This is a genomic window from Microbulbifer sp. ABF4_107 (assembly GCF_056312215.1).
In genome coordinates, this window is the sequence record NZ_CM149983.1 from 517,353 (window position 1) to 531,271 (window position 13,919).

12 protein-coding genes are annotated in these 13,919 nt (G+C 58.1%); 8 read left to right on the forward strand and 4 right to left on the reverse strand.

What is annotated here, in order from left to right; genetic code table 11:
* Positions 1 to 13: 13 nt before the first annotated feature.
* From ACYX4K_RS01985 to ACYX4K_RS01995, 3 genes are all read right to left on the reverse strand, one after another.
* Positions 14 to 1,336, reverse strand: coding sequence for an ABC transporter permease (locus ACYX4K_RS01985; protein WP_475093770.1), 1,323 nt, complete (start codon positions 1,334 to 1,336; stop codon positions 14 to 16).
* A gap of 40 nt (positions 1,337 to 1,376) precedes the next feature.
* The gene (locus ACYX4K_RS01990; RefSeq protein ID WP_231759694.1) at positions 1,377 to 2,078 is read right to left on the reverse strand and encodes an ABC transporter ATP-binding protein; all 702 of its coding nucleotides are present in this window, start codon (positions 2,076 to 2,078) and stop codon (positions 1,377 to 1,379) included.
* A gap of 195 nt (positions 2,079 to 2,273) precedes the next feature.
* Positions 2,274 to 3,554 carry an efflux RND transporter periplasmic adaptor subunit gene (locus ACYX4K_RS01995; RefSeq protein ID WP_475093769.1) on the reverse strand — a complete coding sequence of 427 codons (1,281 nt, stop codon included), beginning with the start codon at positions 3,552 to 3,554 and terminating at the stop codon, positions 2,274 to 2,276.
* Positions 3,555 to 4,096: 542 nt separating this feature from the next.
* Between ACYX4K_RS01995 and ACYX4K_RS02000 the strand changes: the two genes are divergently transcribed.
* Together ACYX4K_RS02000 and ACYX4K_RS02005 are read left to right on the forward strand one after the other, a co-directional pair.
* Positions 4,097 to 5,605 carry a SulP family inorganic anion transporter gene (locus ACYX4K_RS02000; RefSeq protein WP_475093768.1) on the forward strand — a complete coding sequence of 503 codons (1,509 nt, stop codon included), beginning with the start codon at positions 4,097 to 4,099 and terminating at the stop codon, positions 5,603 to 5,605.
* 234 nt (positions 5,606 to 5,839) lie between these two features.
* Positions 5,840 to 6,697 (forward strand): universal stress protein, encoded by an 858-nt coding sequence (locus ACYX4K_RS02005; protein WP_475093767.1) that lies wholly within the window; start codon positions 5,840 to 5,842, stop codon positions 6,695 to 6,697.
* On the opposite strand, the gene ACYX4K_RS02010 is transcribed toward ACYX4K_RS02005, so the two are convergent.
* Positions 6,659 to 7,180, reverse strand: coding sequence for an acyl-CoA thioesterase (locus tag ACYX4K_RS02010; protein ID WP_475093766.1), 522 nt, complete (start codon positions 7,178 to 7,180; stop codon positions 6,659 to 6,661). The two genes, ACYX4K_RS02005 and ACYX4K_RS02010, sit on opposite strands and share 39 nt — an antisense overlap.
* A 520-nt stretch (positions 7,181 to 7,700) precedes the next feature.
* Here ACYX4K_RS02010 and fabV point away from each other — a divergent pair.
* From fabV to bamC, 6 genes are all read left to right on the forward strand, one after another.
* Positions 7,701 to 8,879, forward strand: a complete 1,179-nt coding sequence (gene fabV, locus ACYX4K_RS02015; protein ID WP_475093765.1) for an enoyl-ACP reductase FabV — start codon at positions 7,701 to 7,703, stop codon at positions 8,877 to 8,879.
* Between the two features lie 110 nt (positions 8,880 to 8,989).
* Entirely contained in the window at positions 8,990 to 10,033 is a 1,044-nt protein-coding gene (locus ACYX4K_RS02020; protein WP_475093764.1) for an NADP(H)-dependent aldo-keto reductase, read from the forward strand.
* A 210-nt stretch (positions 10,034 to 10,243) separates the two neighbouring features.
* Positions 10,244 to 10,474 carry a DUF2789 domain-containing protein gene (locus tag ACYX4K_RS02025; protein WP_475093763.1) on the forward strand — a complete coding sequence of 77 codons (231 nt, stop codon included), beginning with the start codon at positions 10,244 to 10,246 and terminating at the stop codon, positions 10,472 to 10,474.
* A gap of 192 nt (positions 10,475 to 10,666) precedes the next feature.
* Positions 10,667 to 11,623, forward strand: a complete 957-nt coding sequence (gene lpxL / locus ACYX4K_RS02030) for an LpxL/LpxP family Kdo(2)-lipid IV(A) lauroyl/palmitoleoyl acyltransferase (RefSeq protein ID WP_475093762.1) — start codon at positions 10,667 to 10,669, stop codon at positions 11,621 to 11,623.
* Between the two features lie 137 nt (positions 11,624 to 11,760).
* Positions 11,761 to 12,636 carry a 4-hydroxy-tetrahydrodipicolinate synthase gene (gene dapA, locus ACYX4K_RS02035; protein ID WP_475093761.1) on the forward strand — a complete coding sequence of 292 codons (876 nt, stop codon included), beginning with the start codon at positions 11,761 to 11,763 and terminating at the stop codon, positions 12,634 to 12,636.
* A gap of 90 nt (positions 12,637 to 12,726) precedes the next feature.
* The gene (gene bamC, locus ACYX4K_RS02040; RefSeq protein ID WP_475093760.1) at positions 12,727 to 13,902 is read left to right on the forward strand and encodes an outer membrane protein assembly factor BamC; all 1,176 of its coding nucleotides are present in this window, start codon (positions 12,727 to 12,729) and stop codon (positions 13,900 to 13,902) included.
* Positions 13,903 to 13,919 lie beyond the last annotated feature (17 nt).

Genomic DNA, 13,919 nt, shown 5'->3' on the forward strand with positions numbered 1-13,919 from the left:
CCTTTTCTCTGGGTTACTGGGTCTTCAGGTAAACGGATGGGTTGGTGCGGCTGATGCGCCAGGCCGGGTAAAGGCCGGCGAGAATGCTCGCGAAGATGGCGAGGCCGACAGCGGCCAGCATCATTTCCCAGTTCATGGTGGCGATCTGGTCTACCTGGCCCATCGCCAGTGCGCGAATACCGGTCAAACCGGCCAGTGCGAGGACGATACCCAGCAATCCGCCAAGCACACCGATACAGCTGCTTTCGATCAGGTGCTGGGTGAATATGGCGTTACGACTTGCGCCCAGCGCCCGGCGCACGCCGGCCTCCGGTGCTTTGCGCAAAAATTTTGCCAGCAGTAGGGCAACAGCATTGACCACGCACACTAACAGGAAGGCCAGCGATGCCCAGCCCAGTACCCGGTTGTCGTTATCCAGTACTTCATTTAGAACCAGCCATTCAGACGGGTGCGACAGGGCGAACTTCAGTGGACGTTCAAAGCGGCCCTGTTCTTTCTGCTGGCGGATATAGCCGGTGAGGAACTGCTCGTACGCTTCCTTCTGCTCAGCGTTGTCCAGTTCTACCCAAAATTGAATCCACACATGTTCTCCGAGCAGGAATCGCTCGTAGCCTTCGGCGCCCTCCGGTGCGCTGCTTGTCCAGCCATTGGTGTTGCCCCAGCTGTAGATTTCATACTTGCGGTGCAAGCCGAAGGGGATATACAGCTCTTCGGCGTCTGCGAAGGGGTTGTTGTTCAGGTCGTAAATTTTGGGTGATGGGTTCCAGTGCTTGAGCACACCGACGACGGTAAAGGGTTCACCGTTCAGTTTTACAACCTTACCGACACTGTTTTCACCGCCAAACAGTTTTTCATTGGTTTCTTTGCTGAGCACCACCGATTGCACCGCGGCGCTATCCGCCTCCTTGTTCCAGGTGCCGCCGAATTCAAACGGTACGTCGAACAGGGAAAAGAAATCCCGGGTGGTTACGCGGGTATTGGCGGTAAACGGGCGAATCTCGGACTCGTCTAGGTTTACGGTAAAACCGAAGCGGTGCATGGCGATTTGACGGGTGGGAATATCCGAGCGCAGCAGGGCAACCGCATCGGGGTAGGTGAGCTGCCAGGGAATTTCGTTGGCGGTATCCGCGGCCTGGTTCGGGTCCCAGCTATCCAATTGCACGGCATAGAGGACCTTGTCTTTATGCTCCAGTGCGTTCTGCGACATCATGTAGTTCAAGGTCATCACAGTCATGGATGCGCCCACACCTACGGCGATGGCGGCGATCATAAGCGCGCTCAATATAGGTGTTCCCCGCAGGCTGCGCATGGCGAGGCTGATGTAGTAGCCGATCATTTCGGTGTCCTTTTCTCTTATTCAGCAATGCGAATTCAGCTTATGCGGTGGCGGTTTCGGGCTGCGCAATGTTCTGGCGAAGATCGGAAACCTGACCGTCGACAATCTGAATGTTGCGCTGCGCTCGGCGGGCGAGATCCGGGTCGTGGGTGACCATGACGATGGTGGTACCCCATTCGTTGATGAATTCCAGTAGTTCCATGACCTGGCGTGCCATCAGGGAGTCGAGGTTGCCGGTGGGTTCGTCCGCGAGCAGAAAGCGGGGTTCGCCAGCGAGGGCGCGGGCGATGGCGACGCGCTGTTGCTGACCGCCGGACAGTTGTGCGGGCAGGTGTTTGGCGCGGGCGGAGAGACCGACCTGTTCGAGGGATTTTTCGATACGGCGACGGCGTTCTTTGGCGTTGAAGCCACGATAGCGCAGGGGCACGTCGATGTTGTCGAACAGGTTGAGATCCGGGATCAGGTTGAAGCCCTGAAAAATAAAGCCGATTTTTTCATTGCGCAGTCGCGAGCGGTCGCGGTCGGAGAGGTTGCCGACTTCCTGTCCGTCGAGCAGGTACTGGCCGCCGGTCGGGGTTTCGAGCAGGCCGGCGATATTGAGGAAGGTGGTTTTGCCGGAACCGCTGGGGCCGGTAACGGAGACAAATTCCCCTTCATTGACTTCGAGGCTGAAGTCACGCAGTGCGTGAGTTTCAATGGTATCGGTGCGATAGCTTTTACGGATATTGTGCATTTTGAGCATGGTGGATTTCCTTGTCTTGGTAGCCTTGTGTTCGTGAGTTCTTTCAAATTTTGGGGCGGCTCTGCTACCGATTGTTGTGTGCGAGACACGCCGTGAACCCATCCATGGGGGCTCTTCTGCGAGGTCCCTCTCGCAGAAGGTCTCGCACACAACAATCGGTATCAGCGCCTTCGCATCAGAGTTCAGTTTGTTTGATCAGTCTTTCAGCGCAACCAGCTGCGCCTTATCCAGCTCCTCCGCAGAGGAAGTAATGATCTGGTCCCCTTCCTCCAGGCCGGAAACAATCTCAACCTGGTTCAGTCCCAGTGCGCCAATGGTGATAGGTACTTTCACCGCCTGTTGCTGGTCGTTCAGCTTCCAGGCAAAGCGACCACCGGTCTGATCGAGGAAGGCGCCGCGCTTGACGAGCATGACGTCGTTGCGGTTTTCCAGCAGTACGCGCGCGGTAAGGCGCAGGTTTTGTCGGAGGTTCTCCGGCTGGCTGCCGGTAAAGCGCACGCGGGCGGTGACCTGGTTGTTGATCACTTCGGGGGCAATCGCTGTGATTTCCCCGGGCAGCTTTTTACCCCCCATATTGATTTCCACAGCCATGGCGAGGCCGAGGTCATCGGCGTAGTTTTCCGGGACTGCGGCTTCCAGCTCGAAGCTGGTGAGATCCACCACGGTGAGCAGTGGTGCATTGGCGGCGACAGCGGAGCGCTGGGTGGCCGCCAGGCTGCCGATGGTGCCGTCGACGGGAGAGACGATCTGCAGTTCATTTACCTTGCGCTGCAGTTCCTCTACCTGAAGCTGCTGCTGGTCCACCTGCAGTTGCAGGGTCTGGGTCTCAAAGGCAAGGGCTTCGTTTTCCAGCTGGGAGTTCTGTACCGCCTGCTTGTACTCCAGTTCCGCACGGGCCAGGTCATCGCTGGCCTTCTCAAAGTCCAGTTGGGAGATGATCTGTTTCTCCATGGAAATCTCTGCGCGCTTCAGCTCTCGCTGTGCTGCGGTCAGGTCTACCTTGGCAAGATCCGCCTTCTGGGTGTTCTCCAGACGCTGGCGCTTAGCCTGAATCTTCTGCCGCGCCAGCTCCACACTCAGCTTGCTGTACAGCGCGCTCTCCTGGGCCAACTGGTTTTGCAGCTGCGGACTGTCCACCTCTGCCAGCAATTGCCCCTGCGCAACCGCATCACCGGCCTTCACCGCAAACTTCACAATCCCCTGCGCCGGGCTGAACAGGGTAGGGCTATTGGCCGCAACCACCTTCCCCTGCACCACCAGATCCCGAACCAGATCCCCACGCTCCACCGCCGCGATATTGATCCGCGACAACGACACGCTCGCATCCACCGCATTCGTGCTCTGCCAGCTCATCAGCCCCCAAACCACAAATGCTGCCGCCCCAATGCCAAGACCGGCGCGCTTCAACAGGCGCGGGTTCTTCCACGGGCTCTGTGGAGTGAGTTGGACGTCCTGCCCGGAGGTATCTCTGATCATGTTGTTCCCAAGTACTTTGAAACTGTTCTTCTGTCACTTTGATGCGGGTGTTCGCGGCCCCGGATGCAAAGTGGATTTTTCGGATGCAGCGGCCTTATCGCAATTGCCGTGCCAAAGCGTGATTTCCCATTAAGTATTTGATTTGTAAGAAAAATAAATTTCATTGAAGGTGTTGGGTGTAGGCCGAAGTGTCCGCAAAAAGTGTCCGGACAGACTGTGTCCGTGGGGGCGGACAGGGGTTGGAAAGTACGACAACAGGATTGGGTGAGGTGCACTGCGGTTTGATGCGAAGGTGTCGATACCGGGTATTCCTTTGCGAGACCTTCCGCGAGAGGGACCTCGCGGAAGAGCCCCCATGGATGGGTTCACGGCGTGTCTCGCAAAGGAATACCCGGTAGCGGCACCGCCACGGAGTTGAATAAATGCCGCGGGCCACTTGGGTGTTCTTTAGACACAACCCCCAAGATGCTAGAATCCGCGCCCTTAATTCAGGGCTGGAACAAGATTCGCCCGATAGACTCCCCAGACAGGCTCACCCAGTTATGCAGTTCTCCAATACCCTCCTGTCGTCCACCAGAAACGACTGGTTCGGCAACATCCGCCGCGACGTGCTCGCCGGCCTCGTCGTCGCCCTGGCCCTCATCCCCGAGGCCATCGCCTTCTCCATCATCGCCGGCGTCGACCCCCGGGTAGGCCTATACGCCTCCTTCTGTATCGCCGTCGTCATCGCCTTCGTCGGCGGCCGCCCCGGCATGATCTCCGCCGCCACCGGCGCCATGGCCCTGCTCATGGTCACGCTGGTCAAAGAGCACGGCCTCCAATACCTGCTCGCGGCGACACTATTAACCGGGGTACTGCAGCTCATCGCCGGCTACCTCAAGCTCGGCAGCCTGATGAGCTTTGTCTCGAGGGCCGTGGTCACGGGGTTCGTCAATGCGCTGGCCATCCTCATCTTTATGGCCCAGCTCCCCGAACTCACCGACGTCACCTGGCATGTTTATGCCATGACTGCCGCCGGCCTCGGCATCATCTACCTGTTCCCCTATGTGCCGGTGATCGGCAAGATCCTGCCGTCACCGCTGGTGTGCATCCTGGTGCTGACCGCGGTCGCGGTAACTCTGGGCATGGATATCCGCACCGTGGGGGATATGGGCGATCTGCCGGACACATTGCCGATTTTCCTGTGGCCGGATGTTCCGCTCAACTTCGAGACCCTGAAAATCATCTTCCCGTACTCCGCTGGCCTCGCTGTGGTGGGCCTGCTGGAATCCCTGATGACCGCCACCATCGTGGACGACCTGACCGATACCAACAGCGACAAGAACCGCGAATGTAAGGGCCAGGGCATCGCTAACATCGGTGCCGGAATGCTCGGCGGTATGGCGGGCTGCGCGATGATTGGCCAGTCTGTGATCAATGTGAAATCCGGTGGCCGCGGTCGTCTTTCTACCCTGGTGGCCGGTGTTGGCCTGCTGACCCTGGTGGTGTTCCTGAGCGATTGGGTGGCGGTGATCCCGATGGCGGCGCTGGTGGCGGTGATGATCATGGTGTCCATCGGCACCTTTGACTGGGGCTCCATTCGGAATCTGAACAAGTTGCCGCTGTCCACCAATCTGGTGATGCTGTCCACGGTGATTGTGGTAGTGTTTACCCATAATCTGGCGTTTGGCGTGTTTGTGGGTGTGCTGCTGGCATCCCTGTTCTTCGCCAACAAGGTGAGCCACTTTATGTATGTGAGCTCGGAGCTGGATGAGGAGACCAATTGCCGTACCTACACTGTGGTGGGGCAGGTGTTCTTCAATTCGGCGGATAAGTTTGTGGCGGCGTTTGATTTTAAAGAGGCGCTGGATAAAGTGGTGATTGACCTGAGCCGGGCGCACTTCTGGGATGTGTCGGCGGTGTACTCGCTGGACAAGGCGGTAGTGAAGTTCCGCCGAGAGGGCGCCGAGGTCGAGCTGATTGGCCTGAACGAAGCCAGCTCCACCATCGTTGACCGCTTCGGTGTTCATGACAAGCCGGAAGAAATTGAGAAGGTGCTGGGGGGGCACTAACGGGTACTTTGTAGCTAGTTTTGTGGCGCCTGGGCACCGGGTCTGGGGTTTCAAAACCGGGCTAGGCGCCCCCCTGGGAATACACCCATGTACGCTGCGTCGGCGACGTCCCTGTCGCCGACGCTTTTGAAACCCCAGCCCCGCCACCCAGTCTTCGATTCGGATTTCTGTGCCTTGCCCTATGCGCTGTTTATAGTGCAAGGTTAATTTCTAGCGATAGAGAGAAAATAATAAATGGCCGAACAGAAAGACCCCCTCGTACTCACCTGTATCGATGGTTCCCGCTACAGCGGTGCCGTCTGCGATTACGCCGCCTGGATTGCCAGCCGCGCATCTGCCCCGATCAAACTTCTCCACAATATCGAGCGAGTAACCACGCCAGCAGTTGCAGACCTGTCCGGCAGTATCGGGCTGGGTAGCCAGGAAGAACTTCTGGAAGAGCTGACCAATCTGGAACAGCAGCGTTCAAAACTGTTGCTGGAGCAGGGCCGGCAGATGCTGGAGAGCGCGCGGGAACGTTCGGTGAAGGCGGGGGCTGAGCGGGTGGTTACCTGTCAGCGCCACGGGTCTCTGATCGAGTCGCTGGTGGAGTTGGAAGATCATATCCGCGTGCTGGTGCTCGGTATTCGCGGTGAGGAGCACGGGGAGTCGAACAAGGGATTGGGTGCGCAGCTGGAGTCAATTGTGCGCTCACTTCACAAGCCAATTCTGGTGGTGAATCGCGAGTTCAAAGTGCCGCACTCCATCATGCTTGCCTACGACGGCAGCGAGTCTGCCCGCAAGGCACTGGATATGGTGGCAACGAGTCCGGTATTCCAGGGTGTTGATTGCCACCTGGTGTATGTGGGCGATGAAGCGGAATCGGTGCTGGCGGAAGGTGCCGAGGCCCTGAGCAACGGCGGGGTGCATGTGATCAGTGCCAACCTCGAAGGCCGCACGGTGGATTCATTGATCGCCTACCAGCAGGAACACAATATCGATCTGACTGTGATGGGGGCCTTCAGCCACAGCAAGTTGCGCGATCTTCTGTTGGGGAGTGTTACCGCAAAAATGCTACTGGAAACCAACCAGCCGTTGTTGTTGCTGCGCTAATTTCTGAAGCCGTTTAAATTCAAAAGCCTGTGGCAGGGGGCTGCCACAGGCTTTTTTGGTTTGCTGAGGGTCCAGCGCTAGCCCGCTGGCCTCCGCGGTTGAATTGGCCGCCTCCGCTACTGTCATCCCGGCCTTTTTATGAGGGGTCGGCTTGCCCTCTGCGTCCAGCGCCACAAACACAATCCGCTCAACCCGGACAATCAATTCCCGCGTCAGCTTGTTGCGCATCTCGCAATGTACCGTCAGCGACGTGCGGCCGATGTCCGTCACTTCAAAACCAAATTCCACAATATCCCCGCAAACTGCTGAGCTGACGAAATCAATCTCTGACATCAGCTTGGTCACAATATTTGCGGTGCCCATCTGGCACCCCGCGAAAATGGCTGCCTCCTCATCTATCCACGCCAGTGCCTGGCCGCCGAACAGACGTTGGGCTGGGTTCAGGTCGCCGGGTTTTACAAAATGACGTGAGTAGTACTTCATGAGTGTTTACCTCGCTGGTTACCCCTTGATTGGGAAAATACTTACCGCTTTCCATGGCGGTCCCACAACATGAAGTGCATTAAGTGTGCCAAGGGTTTGCGCGATCTAACGAACGGAGGTACAGAAATTCGAAGGTAAGGAAAGGCGCCGGGTATAAGGTTTCAGAAGCGTCGGCAACAGGGATGTTGCCGACGCAGCGTACAGGGACGTATTCACAGCGGTTCTGAAACCTTATACCCGGTGCCTTGCCGCCACAGGAGGTAAAGCGCGGGACCGCTGGATCTGAAGTAGTCATTCATGCTCAATAATTAAGCGTTGCGCACCAGGAAAGGGCAAGTCAAAAAATCGATTATTGGCTAAACTGGCCGCCACCCCTGAAATTTTGGCCACTAATCTCCCCAACCGTGACCTGCGACTATGGGAGTTACCCCTAAAGGCCATTAGAATGTCCCGCTTTATGGCTGCTCAGTCGGCCACTTGTGACTGAAAAGACCGAAGAATCACCAACGGAGAGCCCGGCATGATCATCCAGCCGAAAGTTCGCGGATTCATCTGCACCAACGCCCACCCGCAGGGCTGCGCCGCCAACGTGCGCGAACAGATCGAATACATCAAATCCCAGCCCGCCATCGAAGACGGCCCCAAAAACGTTCTCGTTGTCGGCGCCTCCACTGGATATGGCCTCGCCTCTCGCATTACCGCGGCCTTTGGCTGTGGCGCCAACACCCTCGGCGTATTCTTCGAAAAACCGCCCACGGAAAAACGTACCGCTTCTGCCGGCTACTACAACTCCGCTGCTTTCGAAGAAGAAGCCCACAAAGCCGGTCTGTACGCCAAAAGTATCAACGGCGATGCCTTCTCTAACGAAATCAAAGCCCAGGCCATCGACCTGATCAAACAGGATCTCGGCAAAATCGACCTGGTGATCTACAGCCTCGCTTCTCCGCGCCGTACCGACCCGGAAACCGGTGAACTGTACAGTTCGGTTCTGAAGCCCATTGGCAAGTCCTACACCGCCAAAAACCTCAACACCGACAAGCTGGAAATCTCCGACATCAGTGTTGACCCGGCGAACGATGAAGAGATCGCAGCCACAGTCAAAGTCATGGGCGGTGAAGACTGGGAACTGTGGATGAAAGCCCTGGGCGAAGCCGGCGTACTGGCAGACAACTGCAAGACCGTCGCCTACACCTACATCGGCGAAAAACTTACCTGGCCGATCTATGGCCACGCCACCATCGGCAAGGCCAAAGAAGACCTGGACCGTGCCGCCAAGGCCATCAGCGAAAGTCACAATGCCAGTGCCAACGTCGCGGTACTGAAAGCCCTGGTGACCCAGTCCAGCTCCGCCATTCCGGTTATGCCGCTGTACATCTCCCTCGTCTACAAAGTGATGAAGGAAGAGGGCACCCACGAAGGTTGTATCGAGCAGTTGTACCGCCTCTACACCGAAGGCCTGTACACCGATTCTCCGCGCCTGGACGACACCAACCGATTCCGCATGGACGATAAAGAGTTGCGTCCGGAAACCCAGGCCAAGATCGAAAAGCTCTGGCCGGAAGTGACTGAATCGAATCTGTTTGAGCTGACCGACTACAAAGGTTACGCCGACGACTTCCTCAAACTGTTTGGGTTTGGTGTAAAAGGCGTCGATTACGAAGCCGACACCAGCCCACTGGTGGAAGCGGACTTCAAATAAGCCGTTTTTCCCTCCGATGAAAACGCCGGGCAATTGCCCGGCGTTTTTGTTTTTTGCGAACGCGCTTCTCAAATCGGCATAATGTGCCCACAAGATTTCAGGAGAAGAAAATGGAAACCCGCACACTCGGCAAGACCGGTATCCAGGTCAGTAAAATCTGTCTTGGCACCATGACATTTGGCGAGCAGAACAGCGAAGCCGAAGCGTTTGAGCAGCTCGACTACGCCGCTGCCCACGGTGTAAATTTTATCGACTGCGCGGAAATGTATCCGGTGCCGCCCAGGCCCGGGACCTATGGCCGCACCGAGGAAATCGTCGGCAACTGGTTACACAAAACCGGCAAGCGCAGCGAAGTTGTTCTGGCAACGAAAGTCACCGGGCGCAGTGCGGCAAATTCCGGAGTTGGCCATATTCGCGGCGGCCCCCGGCTCGATCGCGATCAGATTCTGAAGGCGTGCGACGACTCACTGGCACGTCTGCAGACCGACTACATCGACCTTTATCAAGTGCACTGGCCTGAGCGCCAGGCCAACTTTTTTGGCAAGCTCGGCTATCAGCACGGCGATGACGATGGTGTGGATATCAGCGAAACTTTGTCCGCCCTCGAAGAGCTGGTCAAGGCAGGCAAGGTACGCCATATCGGTCTGTCCAACGAGACTCCCTGGGGCATGCATCGCTACCTGCGCCTTGCGGCTCATGGTAACCGGCCGCGGATCGCGTCCATCCAGAATCCATACAGCCTGTTGAATCGCACCTTTGAGGTGGGGCTCGCGGAAATGGCGATTCGCGAGCAGTGCGGGTTGCTGGCTTACTCACCCTTGGCATTCGGCACCCTGAGCGGGAAATACCTGCACGGCGCCAGGCCAGAGGGCGCGCGCCTTACCCTGTTCGAGCGTTTCCAGCGCTATACCGGTGAGCGAGCGGTTCTGGCCACGGAGTCCTACGTCGCGCTGGCGCGGGAGTTCGGTGTCGACCCGTCGCAAATGGCGCTGGCGTTCGTGACCCAGCAACCGTTTGTCACCAGTAACATTATCGGGGCGACGACCATGGCGCAGCTGCAGTGCAATATTGCCAGCGCCGAATTGACCCTGAGTGACGAGTTGTTGACGGCCATTGGTCAGGTTCATGACGCCAGCCCAAACCCTGCCCCTTGAATTTGTGCGCCTGCGCCGGCACACCTGTTATTGGGCCGGCGATCCCAGTGCTTTTGTGGAGGTGCTGTTGCCAGAGGTGACCCGCTATCCAAACCGATCTGGCGCCGGATTATCTATACTGGAATGCGTATTTCGGATTTTCTGTGCAGGGGCGACGCTCGACCCCTGCAGACTGTGTACCGCAGGCGACTCAATTCAAGGGGAAACGCGATGGAAACCGGACATCACACACTCAACGACCTGTTCGCTCAATTGGGGCTGGGCTCAGACAATGAGGCGATCGAGGATTTTTTGAGCCGCCATCACCTGACGGGGGAGGAGAAACTTTCCCGAGCCGAGTTCTGGAGCGACAGTCAGCGCAAGTTCCTGCGGGATGCGATTCTCGAGGATTCTGACTGGTGCGAAATAGTCGATGAGCTGGACGCTCTGCTGCGACACTGACACTGACACTGGCCTCGGCACAGGCCACAGGGAACCCGTTTACGGGACTTCCGATAGCAAATTGTGATCGTCTGGGCAGTGCCCGGTAACGGGTATATCCGGCGATGGGACTGCGCGGCTATAATGCGCCGCTTTGTTTCGGCCGCTGAGGCGGCCGGAATTCCTGTTCTCGATCGCAGTTATCCGCTTTTTATGGAAAAACCCCATTTTCGTGCCGCACTTTTGCACCCTCGTTACTGGCTGACCTGGTTCCTGTTTGGAATCTGGTACCTGGTGGCACAGTTGCCCTATCGCTGGCAGATGTCGCTGGGGCGGTCTATTGGCCGTCTGATGCTGCGTTTTGCCAACAGCCGCCGCCTGATCGCCGAGCGCAACCTCGCCCTGTGTTTTCCCGAGCTGTCCCCGATGAAGCGCGAGCAGCTGCTGCGCCGCAATTTTGCTTCCAACGGCATCGCGCTGATGGAAACCGGCATGGCCTGGTTTCGCTCCAGCCGCTGGCTGCGCCGCCGTTTCACCATCGAGGGGCTTGAATATTTGCAGCAGCCCCTCGAGCGGGATCAGGGTGTGGTGCTGATGGCAATGCACTTCACCACCCTGGAGATTGGCGCTGCGTTTATGAGCATGAGCCACCCGGTGGATGGCATGTACCGGCCGCACAAAAACCCGGTGTACGACTATATGCAGCGGAAAGGCCGGGAGCGTCATGGTGAGAGCTCTAACGTCCTGCAACGCAAGGATGTGCGCGGAATGCTGCGTGCACTGCAGAGGGGGCGCGCCGTATGGTACGCACCGGATCAGGATTACGGCATCAAGCAGGGCGTGTTTGCGCCGTTGTTTGGTGTGCAGGCGGCCACGGTAACCGGCACCTCCCGGTTCGCCCGGGTCGGCCGTGCCAAGGTGGTGCCCTATACGGTGACTCGCCTGGAAGAGAAGGGGATTTATCTGGTCAAGGTGCACCCGCCGATCGAAGAAATTCCCTCTGGCGATGAATACAGGGATGCGGTGCTGGTCAACCAGTTTGTAGAAGCGCGCATGCGGGAAAACCCGTCTCAGTACATGTGGGTACACCGCCGCTTTAAAACCCGTCCGCAAGGGGATGAGAGCTTCTACCCTCCTCGCAAAAAACGGCGGAAAAAGCGCAAAATTTGAACGATTCTGGTGCTGCGGGCGTCTCAATAACGGGATGACTTTTTTGCGCTGGCATCGAACTGGCACGCTCAGTAACATACCGCATTCATTTTTAGGTGGTATCAGCCGGCCCCCGGCCGGTTAGAGAAGGAGTTGCAATGATTTCCGGCAGTATGGTGGCGCTCGCCACACCCATGTTTGCAGATGGTGACCTGGATTGGGACAAGCTGCACGATCTGGTGGAGTGGCATATTGAGCAGGGCACCCGCGCTCTGGTAGCGGTGGGTACCACTGGCGAATCCGCGACCCTGGATGTCCACGAGCACCTGGAAGTCATCCGCCGCGTTGTGGATCAGGTTGCTGGCCGTATCCCGGTGATTGCCGGTACCGGTGCCAACTCCACCACCGAAGCCATCGAGCTCACCACCACTGCCGCTAAATGCGGCGCGGATGCCTGCCTGCTGGTGACCCCTTACTACAACAAGCCCACCCAAGAGGGCTTGTACCAGCACTTCAAGGCGGTGGCCAAGGCCGTTGCCATTCCGCAGATCCTCTACAATGTCCCCGGGCGTACCGCAGTAGACATGCTGCCAGACACCGTCGCTCGCTTGAGCTCCATCAGCAATATCGTGGGCATCAAGGAAGCGACGGGCGACCTGGAGCGGGCCCGCGCGGTGATCGATCTGGTGCCGGAAGGCTTCGCCGTCTACTCTGGTGACGATGCGACTGCGGTGGAGCTGATGCTGCTGGGCGGTCACGGAAATATCAGTGTTACCGCCAACGTCGCACCGGCGGCGGTTGCGCAGATGTGTGAAGCGGCCCTGGCTGGCGACGCCGAAACCGCCCGCGCCATTAACCAGCGCATCGAAATATTGCACAAAACGCTGTTTGTGGAGTCCAACCCGATACCGGTGAAGTGGGCACTGAAGGAAATGGGCCGCATTGATGGCGGAATCCGCCTGCCCCTGACTGGTCTGTCTTCCGAGTACCACGGTGTGGTGCGCGACGCACTGCGTAGCGCCGGGGTGCTCTGACAGCTGAGCGCAGGCAAGCGCACGCCAGGTGAGTGTGCGCGGCTGAAATTGGAACAACGCGATCGCGACTGATTCGACAAGGTACGAATAATGACAAAATTGACTGCCGGAGCCCTGCTGTGCACCGTGGTTTCTACCCTCAGCGGCTGTGGCATTTTCGGTGACGACGGCTATTTCCGCGACCGCGGCGACGATTACCAGCTGGCCAATAGCCTGCCTCCGCTGCAGATGCCAGAAGGAATCCGGGAAAAGCACCAGGAAGAACTCTACGAAGTGCCGCATATCAGTGGGGATGTAGACCGTGGCGACTTTGTGGTGCCTCGCCCTCAGGCGCTATCGGTCAACGTGGGTTTGGATCGGGTGAAGATCCAGAAACTCGGCAACCGCCGCTGGGTACTGGTGAACCAGCCGCCGGATGAAGTCTGGCCGCAACTGCATTACTTCCTGCGTACCACGGGCCTGCAACTGGCCATGTCCGATGCCGGTGCCGGTACCATGGAAACCACCTGGCTGACCTTTGGCGAAAACCCGGACACCAAGGACAAGTACCGGCTGCAGGTGGAATCCGGCGTTCAGCCTGACACCACGGAAATTCACGTGCGTCACCTGTCTGTGCCGATGGAGTCCCCCGCCAGTGTCGCGGTTGAGTGGCCGGCGCAGTCCAGCAGTGACGAGCGCGAGGGCTGGATGATCGATGAGATGTCATCGGCCCTGGCCGCCGACTCCAGCGGCGCGGCGGCGTCCCTGGTGGCCCAGGCTATCGGTGGCGGCAAAGTGAAAGTGCAGGTGATGGAGCCCGCGGGTAAGGAGCCCTTTGTGGCCCTCGGTCTCGCCATGAACCGCGCCTGGGCGACGGTTTCCCATGCCCTGAATACGGGCGGTTACCGCCTGCACAAGGAAGACTCCGACATCGGTATCTTCTATGTCACCTACGACGTGGACCGCGAGTTGTCTGACGAGGAAGATGGCTGGTTTTCCAGCTGGCGTTCCGGCAAGGGCGAAGACAAGCTGGCGAAAGAGGCCGATGCGTACAGCCTGCAGCAGGTACTGGCGAACATCGATATGAATGCCAAAGTGCAACCTGCGCTGTTTAGTGACCTGCAGGGACTTGGCGGCGCACCGGATACGGATATCCCCGGCTATCTGGTGGTATTGCGCGGTGTAGACGACGCGATTGAGGTGCGTGTTCGCAGCACGCGCGGTTTACCGCTTCCCCGTGCCAAAGCCTCCGAACTGCTGATGGCAATCCGCCAGAACCTGATCTGACGGCGGGCTCCAGTAAG